Source organism: Haloplanus sp. GDY1, assembly GCF_023703775.1.
Lineage (GTDB): Archaea > Halobacteriota > Halobacteria > Halobacteriales > Haloferacaceae > Haloplanus > Haloplanus halophilus.
In genome coordinates this window covers 231573-250565 of the sequence record NZ_CP098514.1, presented here as the reverse complement: position 1 = coordinate 250565, position 18993 = coordinate 231573, and the positions used below count along the sequence as shown (strand labels likewise).

General features: G+C 69.0%; 15 protein-coding genes and 1 tRNA gene. 6 read left to right on the top strand and 10 right to left on the bottom strand.

The features are described from left to right. Window positions 1–40: 40 nt before the first annotated feature. Genes NBT67_RS01325 through cruF form a run of 3 tightly spaced genes read left to right on the top strand, consistent with a single transcriptional unit; the run spans window position 41 to window position 3238 of the window. Complete coding sequence (locus NBT67_RS01325) at window positions 41–1543, top strand: phytoene desaturase family protein (protein WP_251343024.1); 1503 nt, start codon at window positions 41–43, stop codon at window positions 1541–1543. Next, complete coding sequence (locus tag NBT67_RS01320) at window positions 1543–2382, top strand: prenyltransferase (RefSeq protein ID WP_251343023.1); 840 nt, start codon at window positions 1543–1545, stop codon at window positions 2380–2382. The genes NBT67_RS01325 and NBT67_RS01320 overlap by 1 nt, the downstream gene beginning before the upstream one ends. Next, the gene (gene cruF, locus NBT67_RS01315; protein ID WP_251343022.1) at window positions 2375–3238 is read left to right on the top strand and encodes a bisanhydrobacterioruberin hydratase; all 864 of its coding nucleotides are present in this window, start codon (window positions 2375–2377) and stop codon (window positions 3236–3238) included. The genes NBT67_RS01320 and cruF overlap by 8 nt, the downstream gene beginning before the upstream one ends. On the opposite strand, the gene NBT67_RS01310 is transcribed toward cruF, so the two are convergent. The 3 genes from NBT67_RS01310 to NBT67_RS01305 form a co-directional block, all read right to left on the bottom strand. Beyond that, window positions 3235–4236 (bottom strand): phytoene/squalene synthase family protein, encoded by a 1002-nt coding sequence (locus tag NBT67_RS01310; protein WP_251344400.1) that lies wholly within the window; start codon window positions 4234–4236, stop codon window positions 3235–3237. The genes cruF and NBT67_RS01310 overlap by 4 nt on opposite strands. Window positions 4237–4305: 69 nt before the next feature. Then, window positions 4306–4425 carry an HVO_2523 family zinc finger protein gene (locus NBT67_RS18050; RefSeq protein WP_305881850.1) on the bottom strand — a complete coding sequence of 40 codons (120 nt, stop codon included), beginning with the start codon at window positions 4423–4425 and terminating at the stop codon, window positions 4306–4308. Between the two features lie 134 nt (window positions 4426–4559). Then, window positions 4560–9923, bottom strand: coding sequence for an LAGLIDADG family homing endonuclease (locus NBT67_RS01305; RefSeq protein WP_251343021.1), 5364 nt, complete (start codon window positions 9921–9923; stop codon window positions 4560–4562). Window positions 9924–10415: 492 nt separating this feature from the next. Here NBT67_RS01305 and NBT67_RS01300 point away from each other — a divergent pair, with 492 nt between their 5' ends. Next, entirely contained in the window at window positions 10416–10613 is a 198-nt protein-coding gene (locus tag NBT67_RS01300) for a DUF8029 family protein (protein WP_251343020.1), read from the top strand. On the opposite strand, the gene trpG is transcribed toward NBT67_RS01300, so the two are convergent. The 4 genes from trpG to trpD are packed head-to-tail and all read right to left on the bottom strand — an operon-like array spanning window position 10594 to window position 14496. Then, entirely contained in the window at window positions 10594–11238 is a 645-nt protein-coding gene (gene trpG, locus NBT67_RS01295) for an anthranilate synthase component II (protein ID WP_251343019.1), read from the bottom strand. The two genes, NBT67_RS01300 and trpG, sit on opposite strands and share 20 nt — an antisense overlap. Next, complete coding sequence (gene trpE / locus NBT67_RS01290) at window positions 11235–12863, bottom strand: anthranilate synthase component I (RefSeq protein WP_251343018.1); 1629 nt, start codon at window positions 12861–12863, stop codon at window positions 11235–11237. The genes trpG and trpE overlap by 4 nt, the downstream gene beginning before the upstream one ends. Then, a complete protein-coding gene (locus tag NBT67_RS01285; protein WP_251343017.1) occupies window positions 12860–13501 on the bottom strand; it encodes a phosphoribosylanthranilate isomerase in 642 nt (213 codons plus the stop codon). The genes trpE and NBT67_RS01285 overlap by 4 nt, the downstream gene beginning before the upstream one ends. Beyond that, window positions 13501–14496, bottom strand: coding sequence for an anthranilate phosphoribosyltransferase (gene trpD, locus NBT67_RS01280; protein WP_251343016.1), 996 nt, complete (start codon window positions 14494–14496; stop codon window positions 13501–13503). The genes NBT67_RS01285 and trpD overlap by 1 nt, the downstream gene beginning before the upstream one ends. A gap of 233 nt (window positions 14497–14729) precedes the next feature. Between trpD and NBT67_RS01275 the strand changes: the two genes are divergently transcribed. After that, window positions 14730–14804, top strand: a tRNA-Val gene (locus NBT67_RS01275). 251 nt (window positions 14805–15055) lie between these two features. Here the strand turns inward: NBT67_RS01275 and NBT67_RS01270 are convergent. Both NBT67_RS01270 and NBT67_RS01265 read right to left on the bottom strand, forming a co-directional pair. Continuing rightward, window positions 15056–15367, bottom strand: coding sequence for a hypothetical protein (locus NBT67_RS01270; RefSeq protein WP_251343015.1), 312 nt, complete (start codon window positions 15365–15367; stop codon window positions 15056–15058). Window positions 15368–15716: 349 nt separating this feature from the next. Beyond that, window positions 15717–16841, bottom strand: coding sequence for a C45 family autoproteolytic acyltransferase/hydrolase (locus tag NBT67_RS01265; RefSeq protein WP_251343014.1), 1125 nt, complete (start codon window positions 16839–16841; stop codon window positions 15717–15719). A 253-nt stretch (window positions 16842–17094) separates the two neighbouring features. Here NBT67_RS01265 and NBT67_RS01260 point away from each other — a divergent pair, with 253 nt between their 5' ends. Next, on the top strand, window positions 17095–18240 hold the full coding sequence (locus NBT67_RS01260) for a CBS domain-containing protein (RefSeq protein ID WP_251343013.1): 1146 nt from the start codon (window positions 17095–17097) through the stop codon (window positions 18238–18240). Here NBT67_RS01260 and radB read toward each other — a convergent pair. Continuing rightward, window positions 18235–18969 (bottom strand): DNA repair and recombination protein RadB, encoded by a 735-nt coding sequence (radB, locus tag NBT67_RS01255; RefSeq protein WP_251343012.1) that lies wholly within the window; start codon window positions 18967–18969, stop codon window positions 18235–18237. The genes NBT67_RS01260 and radB overlap by 6 nt on opposite strands. Window positions 18970–18993: the final 24 nt, after the last annotated feature.

The window sequence follows — 18993 nt, the reverse complement described above, 5'->3', positions numbered from 1 at the left end:
CGGCGGGCAGTATATACGGATCACGTCCATACGGGAGGGCATGAACGACAGCGCGCCGGTGGGCGACGCCGACGGTCGGTCGGTCGTCGTCGTCGGCGGCGGGTTCGGCGGCCTCTCGACGGCCTGTTACCTCGCGGACGCCGGGGCGGACGTGACCGTACTGGAGAAAAACGAGCAACTCGGCGGCCGCGCGAGCCGCCTCCATGCGGACGGGTTTCGGTTCGACATGGGGCCCTCCTGGTATCTCATGCCCGACGTCTTCGAGGACTTCTTCGGCGACTTCGGGCGGCGCCCGGAGGGGTATTACGGTCTCGAACGCCTCGACCCCCACTATCGCATCTTCTTCAAGGACGGCGACCGGGTCGACCTGGTTCCCGACCTCGAGGAAAACCGGGCGACCTTCGAGGCCTACGAACCCGGCGCGGGCGAGGCGCTCGACGACTACCTGGCGCAGGCGGCCTACACCTACGAGGTGGGCATGGAACACTTCGTCTACGAGGACCGCTCCCGCCTCCGCGATTTCGTCGACCCCGACGTGCTCCGCTACGCCCGCGGTCTCTCGCTTCTGGGGACGATGCAGGACCACGTCGAGGACTACTTCGACCACCCCAAACTCCAGCAGATCGTCCAGTACTCGCTGGTCTTCCTCGGCGGCGCGCCGAACAACACGCCCGCGCTCTACAACCTGATGAGCCACGTCGACTTCAACCTCGGCGTCTACTACCCCGAGGACGGGATGGGGGGCGTCGTCGACGGCGTCGTCGCCATGGCCGAGGAACTCGGCGTGGACTTCCGGACCGACCACCCCGTCGCCGAGATCAGGGGCCGGGAGGGCGCGTTCGCCGTCCGCACCGAGGACGGCCGGGAGTTCTTCCCCGACGAGGTGGTCTCCGACGCCGACTACGCCCACACCGAACAGGAACTCCTCGTGCCCGAGGACCGCCAGTACGACGCCGACTACTGGGACTCCCGCACCTACGCGCCCTCCGCGTTCCTACTCTACCTCGGCGTCGAGGGTGACGTCGAACCGCTGGCCCACCACACGCTCGTCCTCCCGACGAACTGGGACGACCACTTCGAGACCATCTTCGGCGACGACCCCACGTGGCCCGAGGACCCCGCCTACTACCTCTGCGTTCCGAGCGAGACGGACGACACCGTCGCCCCCGAGGGCCACAGCAACCTGTTCGTTCTCGCGCCCATCGCGCCCGGCCTCGACGACGGGCCGGAGCGCCGGGCGGCGTTCCGCGACCTGCTGCTGGAGGACATCGCCGACCACACCGGGGTCGACCTCCGGGACCGGATCGTCGTCGAGGAGACCTTCTCCGTCTCCGAGTTCGCGGACCGGTACAACAGCACGAAGGGCACCGCCCTCGGCCTCGCGCACACGCTCCGTCAGACCTCGTTGCTCCGGCCGCCACACGCCTCGACCGAGGTCGACGGCCTCTACTTCACGGGGTCGTTCACAACCCCGGGCATCGGGGTTCCCATGTGCCTCATCAGCGGCCGCCTGACGGCGGAGACGATGGCGAACGCCCGATGATGCCGGACGACCGCCTCCGCTACCTGCTCCGGACCTCGCGGCCGCGGTTCTGGCTCTATCTGGCCGGCCCGGTGGCGGTGGGGGTCGTCTACGGCGCACGCTCGACCGCGGCCCTGTTCACCCCCGCGACGCTCGCGCTCTTCGCGTACTTCCTGCTCCCCGCGAACGTCCTGCTGTACGGCGTCAACGACGTGTTCGACGCCGACGTCGACGCGGAGAATCCGAAGAAGGAAACCCGGGAGGTTCGGTACGGCGGCGACTCCCTGATCCCCGCGGCCGTCGCCCTGTGCGGCGCGCTCGTCGCCCTCCCGCTCGCCCTGGTTCCCCGGGTCGCGTGGCTCTGGATCGGCGGCTTCCTCGTCCTCGGCGTCGCCTACAGCGCACCCCCACTCCGCCTGAAGACGCGGCCGCCGCTGGACTCGCTCTCGAACGGCCTGTACGTCCTGCCCGGCGCCGCCGCCTACGCCGCCGTCGCCGGCTCCCATCCTCCCGTCCTGGCCGTCGGCGGCGGCTGGCTCTGGTCGATGGCGATGCACACCTTCTCCGCGATTCCCGACATCGAACCGGACCGCCGGGCGGGCATCGAGACGACCGCCACCCGCCTCGGCGAGCGGCGGACCTACGCCTACTGTGCCGCCTGCTGGACGCTCGCCGCCGTCGCCTTCGGCCTCCTCGACCCCCGACTCGGCCTCCTGCTCGGCCTGTACCCCGTTGCCGTCGCCCTCGTGGCGGGGACCTCGGTCGACGTCTCGCGGGCCTACTGGTGGTATCCGGCCGTGAACACCGCGGTGGGCGCCGTCCTCACGATGGGCGGGCTCTGGAGGCTGGCGCATGGGTAGCGAGGACGGCGGCGACGGGGCGGTCGCCGCCCCGACGACGGCGGCTCGGTCGACGCGGCCCGAACTGCAGGCCCGACTCGACGACCTGATCCGGGAGAATCGGGTCACCGTCGCCGTCGTCTTCCCCGTGGTCGGGGCCGTCCTCCTCGTCGCCAGCGCGGAGAGGCTGCTCCCGCCCCCGCTGGCGTTCGATCCCCTCCTGATCCTCCTGGGGACGCTCGTCATGCGCTCGCCGCTGCTGGTCGGCGTGGCGCCGCTGATCGACCGCCGGGGCGCGATCGGCGTGGCCGGGCTCGCGCTCTACGCCTACGCCGTCGAGTTCGTCGGCCTCCGGACGGGGTGGCCCTACGGCGACTTCCACTACGCCGTCGACCTCGGACCGACCGTCGCGGGCGTCCCCATCGGTCTGCCGGTCTTCTTCCTGCCGCTAGTGTGTAACGCCTACCTGCTCTGCGTGCTCCTGCTCGGGGCGCGGGCGGGAACGGCACGGGTGCGCCTGCCCGCGGTGATCGGCACCGTCGTCGCCATGGACCTCGTCCTCGATCCGGGGGCCGTGGCGCTCGGGTTCTGGACCTACCCGGGCGGCGGTCCCGTCTACGGCGTCCCGCTGTCGAACTTCGCGGGGTGGGTGCTGTCCGCGACGGTGACGGTCCTCGTCCTCGACGCCGTCCTCGACCGGGCGGCGCTGCGCGCGCGCCTCGAAACCTGCGAGTTCGCCCTCGACGACCTGGTGAGTTTCGTCCTGCTCTGGGGGGCGATCAACGTCTACTTCGGTAACTGGGGTGCGGCCGCAGTGGGGGGCCTGTTCGGGGTCGGCCTGCTCCGCACCGACCGCTTCGACGTGCCGACGGGCTAGGTCAGCCGGCGGATCCCCTCGACCGCCCCGTGAACGAGGCGCCGCCCGAACCCGCGGTTCGTCCCGCGGTCGCGGTCGGGGTCCGGATCACCCGTCGCGTCCGACACCGCGCTCACGCGCCGGAACACGGTTTCGGGGTCGCGGTTCCACGCCCAGTGCCAGCGCGTCCGGGCGACGAGCGCCAGCTTCCGGACCCGGCCGATGCTCGGCGTCGCCGAGAGCACGTCGTAATCCCGTCCGCGGATCAGTCGGTGGTGGTCCGCGTACAGCACCGCGGCGACCAGCACCGGGAACTGGCAGTCGTCGGGGAGATACTCGATGCCGGCGACGCCCTCGCGGTAGCGCGCCTCCGTCCGCCGGAGTTCCCGCTCCATCGCCCGCCGGAACTCGTCGGTCGCCTCGAAGTTCCGGAGGTCCGCCTCCGAGACGCCGTATTCGTCCAGCGTCTCCTGTGGCAGGTAGATCCGATCCCGTTCGACGATGTCCTCGCGAACGTCACGCAGGAAGTTGGAAAGCTGGAACGCCTCGCCGAGCGCCGTCGCGTGGGGGAGCGCCCGCTCCGGGCGCTCGGGCGCCATCACCGCCGTCATCATCCGACCGACCGCGGCCGCCGAGCCGTCCATGTACGCCCGAAGTTCCTCGAAGGTCTCGTAGCGGTCCTTGGTCACGTCGGTCAACATCGCGTCGACGAACGTGTTCACGTCCGCGTCGCTGATGCCGTGTCGCTCGCGAAGGTCGGCGAAGGCCGCGAGGACGGGGTCGTCGGTCGGCTCCTCGCCGAGCGCCGCCGCGCGCAGCCGCTCCAGCTCCGCGCGTTGCTCCGCCGGCGGGACGCCCTCGGCGTCGTCGACCACCTCGTCGGCCACCCGGAAGAAGGCATAGAGGACGTACGTCGCCTCCCGGACGCGTTCGGGGAGGAGTCGCGTCGCGAGGTGGAACGTCTTGCCCGTCCGCCGCTGGATCGCCTTCCCGCGAGCGACGCCGTCGTCGCTCACCATGGGTTCGCTCCGGTCGGCGCGCACGCGCACCAGCGGTTCCCGGGTTGGGAGTGTTCTCGGCTCGTCATGTCACCAGAACGTGTCGCTGCAGTCGTAGACGACCCCGTGGTTCGGACAGACGTACTTGCAGTGACGACGGCGCATCGCCGTCTCACAGCGAGGGCAGGGACGTCCACCTGACGCTGACATGTCACTCCTTCAGGTCCACATCGACATGACTGTTCCGCCGGCGTCGCCCGGACTGTCGGGGTCGGAACGTTCGATCCCCGGCGGTGCCCGTTTCGGAACCCGATCCCGTCGGGAGGTGCGGTCAGCCGATCAGGTCAACACTCCGACCAGCCACAGGACTCGCAGGTCTTGCAGCCCTCGGAGTAGTAGAGGCTCATCGCGCCACACTCGGGACACTCGGGGCTCTCGCCGGCGGCGAGGAGGTCCGCGGTGTCGTCGTCGGCCGCCGCGGCCGCGCCGCCGTCGGCCTCGGGGCCGCCGTCCATCGCCTCCGCCTCCGCCTTCTCCAGTTCGGTGAGGTTCTGCTGTTTCGGGTACGGCTTGTCGATTTCGCCGTCGAGGTAGCGCCGCATCGCCGTCCCGATGGCGTCGGGGATGGAGTTGATCTGTTCGCCCTTGTCCCAGGCCACCTTCGGCGACCGGATGCCCTGGAGTTCCGAGGCGATCTCCCGGGGGTCGACGCCCGAGCGCAGGGCCGTCGAGATGGTCTTCGCCAGTGCCTCGGTGAAGGAGGCGGTGAAGCCACCCGAGTTGCCGATGTTGGCGAACAGTTCGAACGGCCGACCGCCCTCGTCCTCGTTGATGTTGACGTAGAGCTTCCCGTAGCCGGTGTCGATCCGCTGGGTGACGCCGTGGAGGACGTCCGGACGCGGCCGCTTCGTGCCGAGTTCGCGCTCGCCGTCGGCGGCCGCGAGCAGGTCCGAAAGCTGGGTGTCGAGGGCGGCCTGCACGTCCTCGTTGTCGAGGAAGCCCTCGATGCCGCCGAACACCTCCTCGATCTGCTCGACCAGCGCCTCCGCGGCCTCGCTCTCGTCGGCGAACTCCGTGTTCTTCGCGCGGGTGGTCAGCACCTGCTTCGAGCGCGTGCCGTCGCGGTAGACGGTGACGCCCTTCCCGCCGTGGTCGTAGATGTAGCGGTACACCTCGTCCATGTCCTCGACCGTGGCGCTGTTGGGGAAGTTACAGGTCTTCGAGATGGCGGAGTCGACGCCCTCCTGACACGCACACTGGACCGCGGCGTGTTCCTTCCCGGAGAGGTCGCCGGTGACGACGAACAGTTCGCCGATGGCGTTCGGGACGGTGTCCAGCCCCTCGACCCCGTCGAACTCGTTTTCCGCCATCTGCTCCTGGGCCTCCTCCTTCACCGCGTCGATGTCGAGGTCGTTCGCCTCCAGCGTCCGCAGGAAGTAGTCGTCGAACTCGACGAGCATCTCGTCGCCCTGCACGTCGTCGGAGACGTTCTTGTAGTAGGCGACGTTGTAGATGGGTTCACAGCCGCCGGTGGTGTTGCCGACCATCGACGTCGTCCCCGTCGGTGCGATGGTGGTGGTGTTGTGGTTGCGGATGGGGAAGCCCTCGGCCCACTCGTCGGCGTCGAGGCCCGTGTGGTGTTCGAACCACTCGCGGTAGCGGACGGGGTCGGCGAACTTCGAGTCCCCCCAGTCCTCGAAGGCGCCGCGCTCCTCGGCGAGTTCGTGGGAGGTCCACTTCGACTCGTGGTTGATGTGGGTCATCAGCTGGCGGGCCACCTCGTTGCCCGTCTCGCTGCCGTAGCGGATGCCGAGCTGGACGTACAGCTGTGCCAGCCCCATGACGCCCAGCCCGATCTTGCGCATCTCCCGGACCTTCCGCTCGATCTCCTCGACCGGGAAGTCCGACATCGTGACGACGTTCTCCAGGAAGCGCGTGCCGTACGCGATGCGGTGGTCGAAGGCCTCCCAGTCGACTGCCTCGTCGAGGAACGCCTCGACGGCCGCGGACTGGGAGTCGTACTCGTCGGCGTGCTCGTCGGCCCACACGCGCCAGTCGGGCGCGTCCAGATCCGCGAGCGTCGAGAGGTTGATGTGGCCGAGGTTGCAGGCCTCGTACTCCTCCAACGGCTGTTCGCCGCAGTTGTGGACCACGAGCCCGTTGGCGACGAAGGAGTTCGTGTCCGGTTCGGTCAGGTCGTACACCGCCTCGTGGCCGTCTCGGTCGACGGACTCGACGGTCGCCTCGAATCGCTCGCTGTACGGCCCGCGGTCGTAGCCGTCGAGCCGCTCGTCGAGCGCCTCCGTCTTGTAGTCCAGCAGGAAGCCGATCTCGTCGCGGAACCGTTCGAGGTTGTCCTTGACGACGACGAGTTCGTGCTGGGCCTGCGTCTCGTACTCCTTCGTCCCCCCGCGACCGTCCGAGAGTTCCGTCGTGCCCGCGTCCTCCCGGTTCTCGTACACCTTGCTCGCGATGCCGAAGTTCAGGAGGAGTCGCTGAACGTCGCCGAGCAGGTCGGCGTCGGCACTCCACAGCCGAACGGAGACGCCCTTCTCGACGGTGCCCTGGACGCTCCCGTCGGCGGTGAACAGCGCCCGCAGGAAGCCACGGGCCATCTCCTCGCTCCCTCGCATCACGGCGTCGGGAACGCTGAGTTTGTCCTCGACGAGCCCGGCCTCCTCGGCGTACTCGTAGAGCCGCGCCGAGCGAATCCGCTGCTCGACCGCTCGCGCCCCGCGATAGTCGTCGCCGCGACTGATCTCGTTGACGCCGACCTCGTAGTCGGCGTTTCCGGTCGGTTCCCGGACGACCGCGTTCACGTCCTCGGCGAACGCCTCGGACACCTCGGCGTCCTCGTCGTAGAAGTTCAGGACGGCCCGCTCCTCGTCCCCCTTCAGGTGTCCGTCGCCGACGAGCCAGCCGAGGACGCGGCCCTCTTCCGCGCTCCCGTGGCGACCGAACGCACCCTTGCGGTTCTGGATGTGAACCGTGTCGCCGGCGTCGAGGTCGACCGCCTCGGTCCAGCCGTCGTCGGTCATGACGCGGTGATCGGCGGTGAGGCGGAGGGTGTACCCCTCCTCGGTCGTCAGTTCGTACACGTCCTTCTCTCCGGTCTTGTAGACGCTACTCGCCTCCTTCAGCGTCTCCTCGTCGAGTCGGCCGTCGACGACCACGTCGCGGGCGACGCCGCTCTCGTACAGTTCCTCGGCGGTGACCAGCCCGTTCTCCGTGCTGACCAGCGTGTCACCGGTCACACAGGGGTTGGTGGCGAGGATGCGGTGATCCGGGTTCTCCTCCACGTCGAACGAATGCTGCTTGTTCACCCGCTCCAGATAGATGACGCCGGGTTCGCCGTTCTCGTGGGCGCCCTCGACGATGTCCTCCCAGAGGACTTCGGCGGGCATCGACAGTTCCTCGCCCACCTCGACGTACTCGCCGAGGCCGAACATCTCGTACAGTTCCTTCGTCTCGGGCGTCGCGACGTGGGGGTCGCCCGTGCGCGGGTTGGTGAACGTGAACTCCTCGCCCGCATCCAGGGCCGCCATGAAGTCGTCGGTGACGCCGACCGAGATGTTGAAATTCGAGAGATGGCCCTCGACTGCGTTGCGGAGGTGTTTCGGCACCTTGCCCTCGTCGTCGATGAGTTCGCGGGCCTCCTCCAGGGCGTCGGCGAAGGTGGTGTGGGTGTAGTCGTCGGGGTCGTTGAGACGGAGGGTGTGGGCCAGCGAGACGTCCTTGTTCTTGGCGTGAATGAACTGGATGACGTCCGGGTGCGAGACCCGCATGACGCCCATCTGGGCGCCGCGGCGGGCGCCGCCCTGGGCGATGGTCTCGCAGTTGTGGACGACCACGTCCTCGGCGACGTAGGTGTGGGTCCCGTCGACCTCGACGTTGTGGACCGACCCCTCGTACGCGACCCGCTCAACCGAGTCGACTGCGACGACCTCGCGACCGTGTGCCCGCTGCGTCCGGTCACGCGGCTGGAAGTCATCCGGAACGTCATCGAACAGGGGTTCGAGCGGGGTGCCGAGCGCCGTGCTGACGCTCGCGCTCACCCAGTAGGACGGCTTCCGATCCTCGGGGGTGCGGCTGTGGCGGGAGAACTGGACGCCACACCGGAGGCCAGCTTGGAAAACGAAGTCGACAACCTCCTCACAGGTCAGTTGGAGCTTCGCCCGCTGGCTCTTGCCACGGGTTTCGAGCGTGCCGTCACCGTCGAACAGCGCCTCGATGACCCGCGCCTGCGTCTCGACTGGAGCGTTCCACAGGAAGTCGGGGACCCGCTTTTCCGACGCGCCGGTGCCGAACAGCCCCTCGACGAGCTGGGCGAGGCTCGAACTTTCGGCGTGGACGTGGAGGGTGTTGCGCTCCTCGACTCGTTCGGTTCGCGCCGTCACGCCGAAGGACACGAGGGCGTCGAGTATCTCTTCGGCCGCCTCGCCCTCGTCGGCATGGAGGGTGAACGTGACCTCGTTCGGAATCCCGCGCCGGTAGACGACACACCCCTCCGCGAGGTACCAGCCGGCGAGCGTCGCGAGGTCGGCGACCGGGACCTCGGTCTCCACGGGATCCGGACGCGGCCCCCTGTCAGCGGCGTAGTACTCGCCGTTGATGCTCACGCCGCCGTCGGCGAACGTCATCGGGCCGGACGCAAGCGTCGATAGGTCCGCGGTCGCGTCGAGCTCAAGGTCGTTGCTCTCGGTCGCGTGACCGAGCACGAGCAGATCTCCCTCGTCGAGATCGCGGGCGTCGACCCACTCCACCCCGTCGTCACGGGCCACCTTGAACGGGTGTTCGCTCGTCGCTCGGATGGGCTCGTTCAGCCGGTCCGGCGTTACCTCGACGAGCTCCTCGTCGACTCCGCGTTCCATCGTCTCGACGACGGGCTGTGTCTCGCCCGTCTCGTCGATCACCAGGTCGCCGACGCGGAGGTCCTCGACGTTCCGCTGGCCGTCGGGCGTGAGCACGCTCGTCCCCGGCGGGAAGCACATCTGGTCGAAGGTCCGCATGAAGGTGATCGGTCCCGACGCGATGCCGCCGGTGGAACCCACGGGGTCGCCGTAGGGGCGAAGCCGCCAGAAGGCGTAGCCCATGCCGCCCCCGGACTGGAACACCTGGGCGGCCTCCTTGGCGGTCTGGTGGATGTCGTCGATGTCGTCGTCGGGCGAGTCGACGAAGCAGGCCGAGAGCTGCTGGAGTTCGTCCCCGGCGTTCATCAGCGTCGGCGAGTTGGGCATGAATGAGAGGTCGCCCATCAGCCGTTCGAACTCCTCGCGGGTCTCCTCGACGGCCGACCGGACCTCGTCGGGGAGTTCCGGCACGACCGTCTCGTAGGCGAACTTGTTGACGTTGTACTCCGAGAGGGTCGTCTCGGCGTCCGCGTCGGCGGTGGTCCCCGCACCGAACACCTCGGCCGCGAGTTCGTCACGGCGCGGGTGATCGGGCTTCAACTGGTCGGGCGTGACCGTGATCTCGACGTCCTGCTTGCGCGCCTCGAACACCGCCTCGGCGAGGGCGATGTTCTTGGCGACGCGCGGGAAGAGGTCCTCGGGGTCCTCGATCAGGTCCCCGTCGGCGTCCTTCCGGAGGTAGCGCGCGGGCAGGATGTTGTGGTAGGCGTTGGCAGTGAGACGCTCCTCGAGCGTGTCCCCGTCGGTGCGTTTGATCGGTAACTCCAGTTCGTCGGTGTCGATGTCGTACGTACTCATGTGTCGGTCGTCCTCGTCGCGTCGCGGTTCCCCCCACCCCGAACGGGCGTCGGGCGTGGTCCGGTGACTGGTTCGAATCGGCTCATCTGTGACGGTTGCTGTAAGTGGAATCGGCGGGTAAAGGCTTGCGTTCGGGTCGCCAAACTATCCGATTCCTGTCTACTTCACGGTATCGGCTACGGCGGCGGTGCCGCGTACACGCCTCCATCATCACTTCCCGACACACATAACGGTGTGTAGACCGGAGTGGAAGTGAAATATTTCGGATCGAATCGCCCGATGGGAGCGGGGAATCCACCCGAACGGAAGGGGGGTTTCGACGGGCTCCGATCGGCGTCGCCTGACAGAGAGGTGTCACGGTACCGTCACGCACGTGCCCGCTGCGGGCGAGACGGCGCCGGAGATCCCTCCAGATTCTGATAATCCGAATCCGGTGGCGGAGTCGAGTGGCCGCCCACAGACTTATGCGCCCGCTGTGAGTCCATGTCTGATATGTCGCTCACGCCGCAGGTACTCCTCCAGTTGGGCGGTGCGCTCGGCGGACCGCTCGGACAGATCCTCCTGACAATCGTCGCGGTCGGCGTCGTCATCCTGGTCGGTCGCGTCGTCCTGAAGATCGCGTGGCGGCTGGTGACCATCGCCGCCGTCCTGATCGGTCTCGCGCTGCTGGTCACGACGTTCCTGCTGTAGCGTCCGGCGTCCGCGCCGCCCGCAGGAAGTTGTCGATCACGTCGTGGCCGACGGCGGTCAGGACGCTCTCGGGGTGGAACTGCACGCACTCGATGGGGTACTCCCGGTGGCGGATCCCCATGACGAGTTCGTGGTCCGCCCCCTCGGCGTCGGTGTGGGTGGTCGTCGCCGTCACCTCGAAGGCGTCGGGGACGCTCGTCGCCACGAGCGAGTGATAGCGGCCGGCCCGGAATCCCTGATCGAGGCCGGCGAAGACGCCCTCGCCGTCGTGGTCGACGGGGAAGGCCTTGCCGTGGATCGGTTCCGGAGCGTGCCCCACCGTCCCGCCGTAGGCGTAGACGGCGGCCTCAAGGCCGAGACAGACCCCGAGTGTCGGGACCTCCCGGCTCACCTCCCGGAGGACGGCGTTGGTCACGCCCACGTCGCGGTCGTTCTTCGGGTGGCCGGGGCCCGGACTGACGACGATAGCGTCGGGGTCGACCGCCCGAACCTCGTCGAGCGTCGCGGTGTTTTTCAGCACCTCGACCGTGATCGGCCCGCCCGTCAACGGGTCGGGGTGATCGGAGATGTACTCGACCAGGTTGTACGTGAAGGAGTCGAAGTTGTCGATCACGAGGACCTTCATCGGCCGGCCTCCGGTTCGGGGGCGGTCGTCTCGATGCGTTCGAGGGCGTCGAGGACGCCCCCCATCTTCTGTTCGGTCTCCTCGTACTCGCTCGCGGGGTCGCTGTCTGCGACGATGCCCGCGCCCGCCTGCACGGTGATCCGATCCTCGGCGCCGCGTTCGACCGTCGCCGTCCGGATGACGATGGCGAACTCGGCGTCGCCGGACCAGGAGTAGTAGCCGACGCCGCCGCCGTAGACGCCGCGTGGATCGCGCTCCAGCGCGTCGATTATCTCCATCGCCCGCACCTTCGGCGCGCCGGTGAGCGTCCCCGCGGGGAACGTCGCCCGGGTGGCGTCGAAGGCGTCGAACGGGGGCGAGCGCTCGCCGCCCGCGCCCGGGTCCGATCCGGTGGCGAGCGTGCCCGTCACCGTCGACTCGATGTGCTGGACGTGGGAGTACTTCAGCACGTTCATGAACTCCTCGACCCGCACCGACCCCGGTTTCGAGACGCGGCGCACGTCGTTGCGCGCCAGGTCGACCAGCATCGTGTGTTCGGCGCGCTCCTTCGGGTCGGCGAGCATCTCGCCGGCGAGGCGTCGGTCCTCGACCGGCCCCGACCCGCGGGGACAGGTGCCCGCGATGGGGTTCGAGACGACGCGCGTGCCACGCACCGACACCAGCGTCTCGGGGCTGGCGCCGACGATGGAGCGGTCGCCGTGGCGCAGGAGGTACATGTACGGCGAGGGGTTGACCGTCCGGAGCGACTCGTACAGGCCGAGCGGGTCGACCTCGCCCGTGAGTTCGCGCTTCCGGGAGACGACGCCCTGGTAGATGTCGCCGTCGAGGACGTGCTCCTTCGCCCTCCGCACCGCGTCCTCGTACGCCTCGCGCGGGCCGGCGGTCTCGCCGGTCTTCTCGAACCCCCCGGTCTCGGGGGCGTCCGCGTCCGCGAGCGCCGACTCGACGTCGGTCGCCTCGTCGAGGAGCGCGTCGTACACGGCGCCGGGGTCGGCGTCCGGATCCACGACCGGCGTGAAGACGAGTCGGACCGTCCCCTCGGCGTGGTCGAAGGCGAGCGTCCGCGTCGTGAGGACGAACTCCGCGTCGGGAACGATCGGATCGGGGCGCTCCACGCCCACCTCGTCGAGCCAGAGGTCGTAGACGGCGTCGTACGCGAGAAAGCCCACCAGTCCGCCGTCGAGGTGCTGGCGGTCGGCCGCCGGGAAGCCCACCCGATCCAGGTCGGGGAGCGCGGTTCGGAGCGCGTCGAGGACGTCCGCGTCGGCGTCGTCGCCCGCGACGCCCGCCGTCTCGGCGACGACGTCGGCAGCCGACCCGCCCAGCGACTCGACCGTCACGTCGGTGCCGGTGACCGAGACGACGGCGTCGGGGTCGTAGCCGACGAAGGAGAACCGGGCGTGGCGGTCCGTCCCCTCGCCGGAGGTGAAGGCGCCCTCGGGGTCGCTGGAGGGGGTCTTCTCCGCGCTCTCCAAGAGGAAGCCGTAGTCGCTGCGGTCGTCGAGGGCGGCGTAGGCCGACAGAGGCGTCGTCTCGACGTCGAGCGTGACGGCGAGACGGGCGACGACCGGGTCGTCGCCCCCGATCCGATCGACGAAGGTCGCCCGATCGGTGTCGGGCGTCACGCCGGCACCTCCACGTCGGCGTTGCGGACGAACGCCCGGACCGCCTCGTGATCCTTCTCGCCGCCGCGGCGCTCGACCCCGCTCGAGACGTCGACCGCGTACGGACCGACCGTCCGGGCCGCCTCGGCGACGTTCTCGGGCGTGAGGCCGCCGGCGAGGACGACCGGCGCCGAGAGGTCGTCGACCAGGTCGGCGGCGGCGCCCCAGTCGTGGGTCTCGCCCGTGCCGCCCGCACCCGAGTCGGTCGTCGAGTCGATCAGGACCGCGTCGGCCACGTCGTCGTGCGCGCGGGCGCGAGCGATGTCGGCCGCGTCGACGGCCGTGATCACGTCCGTCCGGGCCTCACGGCGGACGTACCGCACGTCCTCGACGTCGAAGCCGCCGTGGATCTGGACCGCGTCGGGGGTGACGGCGCCGGCGAGTTCGACCGCCCGGGACGGCGAGTCGGGCATCGTCACAAGCACCGTCGAGAGGAAGGGGGGTGCGGCGGCGACGAGGTCGGCCGCCCGGTCGGGAGCGACCTCGCGGGGCGTGTCGACGGACACCTCGGTGACGATCCCCACCGCGTCCGCCCCCGCCTCCGACACCGCCCGCAGGTCCGCCTCGGTCGTCACGCCACAGATCTTCGACCGGACCATCAGACACCCCGCAGGTCGTCGAGTTTGGCCGCCGCGGCGCCCGAGTCGATGGCCTCGCGGGCCGCGTCGACGCCGCCCGGCAGGTCGTCGGCGACGCCCGCGACGTAGAGCGCCGCCCCCGCGTTCGCGAGGATGATGTCGCGTTTCGCGCCCGTCACCTCGCCGGCGACGATGCCGCGGAGGTCGGCCGCGTTCTCCTCGGGGCTGCCGCCGGCGACGGCCTGGATGGGCGCCCGCTCCAGCCCCAGGTCGGCCGGCGTCAGCGTGTACTCCGTCACCTCGTCGCCGTCGACCTCGGCGACGGTCGTGACGTCGTGAATCGTGATCTCGTCCATGCCGGAGCCGTGGACCACCATCGCGCGGTCGACGTCCATCTGAGCGAGCGCGCGGGCGAGGACGGGCACGAGGTCCGGATCGTAGACGCCGACAACCTGCGCGTCGGCGCCGGCAGGGTTCGTCAGCGGCCCGAGGACGTTGAACACCGTCCGCATCCCGAGTTCCTTCCGCGGGCCGATGACGGCCTTCATCGCCGGGTGAAAGACGGGAGCGAGCATGAAGCCGATGCCGTCGCGCTCGATGGCCGCCTCGACCGCGGGCGGTTCGGCCTCGACGTTCACCCCCGCCACCTCCAGTACGTCGGCGCTTCCGGACGTCGAGGAAACCGAGTAGTTCCCGTGTTTGGCGACGGCGGCGCCCGCGCCCGCGGCGACGACGGCGCTCGTCGTCGAGACGTTGATCGTGTCGTAGTCGTCGCCGCCGGTGCCACAGGTGTCGACCAGCGGCGTCCGGTCCGGGGAGATGGTCCGCGCCGCGTCGCGCATCCCCTGGGCGAAGCCCGCGATCTCCGTCTCCGTCTCGCCTTTCGACCTGAGCGCCGCGAGCAGCGCCCCGATCTGGGCCTCGGTCGCCTCCTCGAAGACGGCCCGGGCCGCCGCCCGTGCCTCCTCCCGTGTCAGATCCTCGCCGTCGGTGACGCGCTCGATGTAGTCCTGCATGGATGAACACCAGTGTATTAGTTCGGGTTACAATGGACAAATCTATACATCATCTTAACCCTTTCGTCCGGCGGACGTCGGGAGCGGCGTCCACTCACGACTCCCGGACGGCGGCGCGCTCCGTTCGAACCCCGCGTTTAGTTCCCCCGAAATCGCCGCGCCGGGCGGCGTTCCGAAAGGTTCAATTACCGGCCGCCGGTACGTGTGAGTGCGTCCGAAAGCACGTCACGACCGGGTTGGTGGTCTAGTCTGGTTATGACACCTCCTTGACATGGAGGAGGCCGGCAGTTCAAATCTGCCCCAACCCATTCGGATTCTATCGATTTCGGAGGAGGCCGGCATTCTCGGCGAGCGAAGCGAGCCGGGAAGCAGCGGACGACCCGAGGGAGTCCGCCAGCGTTCAACTCTGCCCCAACCCATTCGGATTCTATCGATTTCGGAGGAGGCCGGCATTCCCGGCGAGCGAAGCGAGCCGGGAAGCAGCGGACGACCCGAGGGAGTCCGCCAGCGTTCAACTCTGCCCCAACCCGTCTTCGTTGTTCACACCGGCGAGCCGCGGCTATCCACCCGCCATCTCCTGAAACACGGTGGGTGGAAGCTGTAACTGCGTCAGCACGAACGCCGAGAGGGCGACGATGGCGACGACGCCCGCGACGAGGACGGCGTCGACGGTTCGGGTCCACGCCCGTCGGGCGGTGACGTAGCCGGCGGCGAGTTCCAGTCCGCCCGCGAGGTAGCCGACGGCGCCGCTCCCGGCGGAGCCCGCGGCGATGGCTCGTATGCCGAGCGTGAGCGCACCCGTCGCGGCGACGAGTCCGATCCACGGGCACAGGTGACGCAGAACCCGCCGCCGTCGCTCGTCGGAGTCCATCACCGACACGTCGCCCCGTGCCGCAGTAAAAACGTTGGCCCGATTCCCCGTCCGGAGCCGACCGGCGACCCCGACGTCGAAAGGGAGGTCCCACATGGGACGATGGTGCAGGGAGTAGTTGGGACCCGGACGACGGTTCGTCGGATGAGTGCTTCGTGGGCGATGACAATACGTTCGCCGACCCACTCGGGCGGAGTCCCGTGGGCCGGTCGGTCCGATCCCCCTCGAAGGTCCCAGGTCACCGGGGCCGAGCGACGACGGCGAGGCGGGAGCCGATCCGTTCGTGTGGGAGGGTTCGACGTCGTTCGGGGCGAGGTCGGGGGGAACGAAGCACCGCTGGCCAGCGGAGCTAGCCCCCGACCTGGAACTCGACGTACTCGTGCCCGCAGGGCGGACCGTTGGTGCCGAGCAGGCGCTTCTCGGTGAGGTCCATGACGAAACTGCCGCCGGTCTCGAGGCGATCCAGTTCGTGGTCGTCGCCGTCGGGATGGCGGCAGATGCTGTTCGGGTGGCCGAAGTGATCCCGGAGCGCGTTCCGGATGGTCGCCTCGTCGATCCGGTCGGTGCCCTCCGTCAGCAACCGCCGGAGTCTGGGTGCGCGACACAGCGTATCGGGGAGGAGTTTCTCGAACTCGCTGTCCATCGAACTGGTGTCTTCGACGTGGTTGGTGTGAACCAGGACCCCGTCGTCGGGGTACAGGTAATTGGCCCTCTCGGGGGCGAGTTCGAGGTCGATCAGCTCCCCGCTCTCGTGGCCGACGATGACGTTCGCCGAACAGACCCGGTCCTTGACGAGCACCGCTTCGATGGCAGCGTCCATCCGCTCGGATTCGAGGACCTCCCGGAAGCGGACGTGGTACGGCTTCCGGAAGGGTTCCTCGCCGTCGCGTTCGGTGATGAGGCCGTTGACCGTCATGCCGAGTCCCGCGTCGTTCACGCCGATCTTGCCGCCGACGATCCCGGCCTCGGTCATGGCGACGTGATCGGCACCGTTCTCGGGTTCGACGTCCATGACGAACGTTTCCAACCCCGGCATCCAATCCCAGTTCTGGCCGAGGTACGTGTGCCCGGTTTCGGACCGTGAGTTCCGAATCCCGAACGCGGTACACGCGTCCGGTTTGTCCTCGTTGAGTTCGTCCGCGGCCTGCTTGAACGCGCTGTACATCACCTCGTAGCGTGCGTTGAGGATCGTCACGTCCTCGATCGAGAGGCCGCTCCCCTCGGCGACGCCGCGCATCTCTTCGGCGTACGCCTCGTTTTCGTCCTCGATCAGCGGGACGAACTCCTCGGCCTGTTCGTAGACGGTCGCCTCGTCGGTGCCCTTGTGCTCGAACACGTCGAGGTAAATTTCGAGGTTCGTCTCGATTTCGTCGGCGAACGCCTCGCCGTGGGTGATGCCCCGTTCGCGCGGTGGTCCGGTGAGTTTCAGTCCCCGAAGCGGCCCGTATTTCGACGGGTCCGTTTGCTTGGACATTACACACCACACGCCCATCCGAAGTCAAAAAACTTCGGAGTAGCGACCCTGTCTAGCCGGAGCGTCCCGCAGCCTCGGCTCCGATCGACACCTCACGGCAGGTCGGTGCCCCGGCCCGTTCCGATCCCGCGAGGCCGTTTTCGGTGGGGTGGACGGATCTCGACACGGAGGTTACCACGGGTGACGCCACCGGTTACCACGGCGCCACGCTGAAGAAACAAGTTTCAAGCCACCGGATGATCCACGTGTACCTATGGATATTGCCGATATTGCGACCCCCGAGTACATCGAAGTCGACGCGGACGAGCGGTTGGGAAAGGTCCGCTCGATTTTCGATCGCGAGAACCCGAAGGGACTCATCGTCACTCGGGACGGCGAGTACGCGGGCGTCATCGGCGAGCGCGACCTGATTCGATCCCGGATCGAAGACGACACGAAGGCCAGCGTGCTGATGAAGTCCGCCCCGCGGGTGGACCGCACCGAGGACGTCCGCGAAGTCGCGCGGGTTCTCGTCGAGGGCGGCACCAAGGTCGCCCCGGTCTACGAGGGCGAGAACCTGTGGGGGATCGTCACGGCCGACGCCATTCTGGAGGCGGTGCTCGACAGCCTCGACGCGCTGACGGTCGAACAGATCCAGACCGAGGAGGTGATCTCCGTCGGCGAGAAGTCCCACGTCGGGCAGGCGATCAACCGCCTGCGCGAACACGGCATCTCGCGGCTCCCCGTCGTCGACGACGACGGTTCCCTCGTCGGCGTCCTGACCACCCACGACATCGTCGACTTCGTCGTCCGCGACGCCGACCGGCAGGGCCGCGGCGACCGGCGGGGCGACCTCGACCGGATGCTCGACCTCCCCGTCTACGACCTGATGACCAACCCCGTGTTGACGACCACGTCCGACGCCACCGTCGAGGACGCCGTGCGGACGATGCTCGACAACGACGTGTCGGGGCTGATCGTGACCCCGAGCGAGGAGGAGGACGACCTCGTGGCCGGCGTGTTGACGAAGACCGACGTGCTGCGCGCGCTCACGTTCACCGAGGAGGGGCAGATGGACGTCCAGATCACCAACGTCGCCCTGCTCGACACGATCGCCCGCGAGGAGATCGTCGAGGGCATCACCGACGTGGCCGACAAGTACCAGGAGATGCAGGTCCACCACGCCCACGTGCGGTTCCACGAACACAAGGAGAAGCTCCGCGGCACGCCCCTGATCCAGTGTCAGATCCGCCTGCGGACCAACCGCGGCCAGGTCGCCGGCTCCGGCGAGGGGTACGGCGCCGATCACGCCTTCCACGTCGCCGCCGACACGCTGGAGCGCAACGTCCTCGAGCTGAAGGGCCTCATCGCCGACGAGCAGTACCGCGGGCAGTTGCTCCGGAAGCTGGGCGAGCTATAGGCTCTCCTCGCCTGCCGCCAGCCCGTCGCCGGTGATGCGGAACGAGGCCGTCTCGCCGGCGGGCCTGGATCGGTGTTTCTCGAGCGTCGCCCGGCGGTTGCCGCCGCGGAACCGGTCCAGTCGGAGCACCGTTCCCGTCCAGTGATTCAGGGTGTGACCGCCGAGCGCCCGCGCCCGGTCGGCCTCGGGATCGGTGAACACCTGGTTCGTGACGACGGCCGCGAGGTCGTGTTTCCGCGCGAGCGACAGCAGGTGGGTCACCTGCCGGCCCACCCGTCGGAGGGTCTCGCCCTCGTCGCCGTCGGTGCGTTCGAGCCGGTAGAAGCCGGTGGCGCTGTCGAGGACGATCAGCTCCGCCCGCGGCGCGAAGTCGGCGGCGTCGCGGACCGCCTCCTCCTGTTCGGCGAAGTCGTGGACCTCGGTGACGACGATGCGGGAGGTGATCGCCTCCAGGTCCTCGTCGGGCACCGACGACGGCCCCGAGGTGCGGCGCTCGCCGTCGGTCACCGCGGCCGCCGCGAGCTGTCGGAACCGGTCGACCGAGAGCCCCTCGGTGTCGACGTACACCGCGGTGCCCCCCTCGGCGGCGACCTGGACGGCCGCCGAGAGCGCGAGGTTCGTCTTGCCGGCGGCCGGCGGGCCGTACACCTGGGTCACGGTCCCGCGCTCGAGGCCGCCGCCGAGCAGGTCGTCGAGCGGTTGACAGCCGGTGGAGACTGGCTCGGACACACCCCCAATCGGTCGGTCCGGATC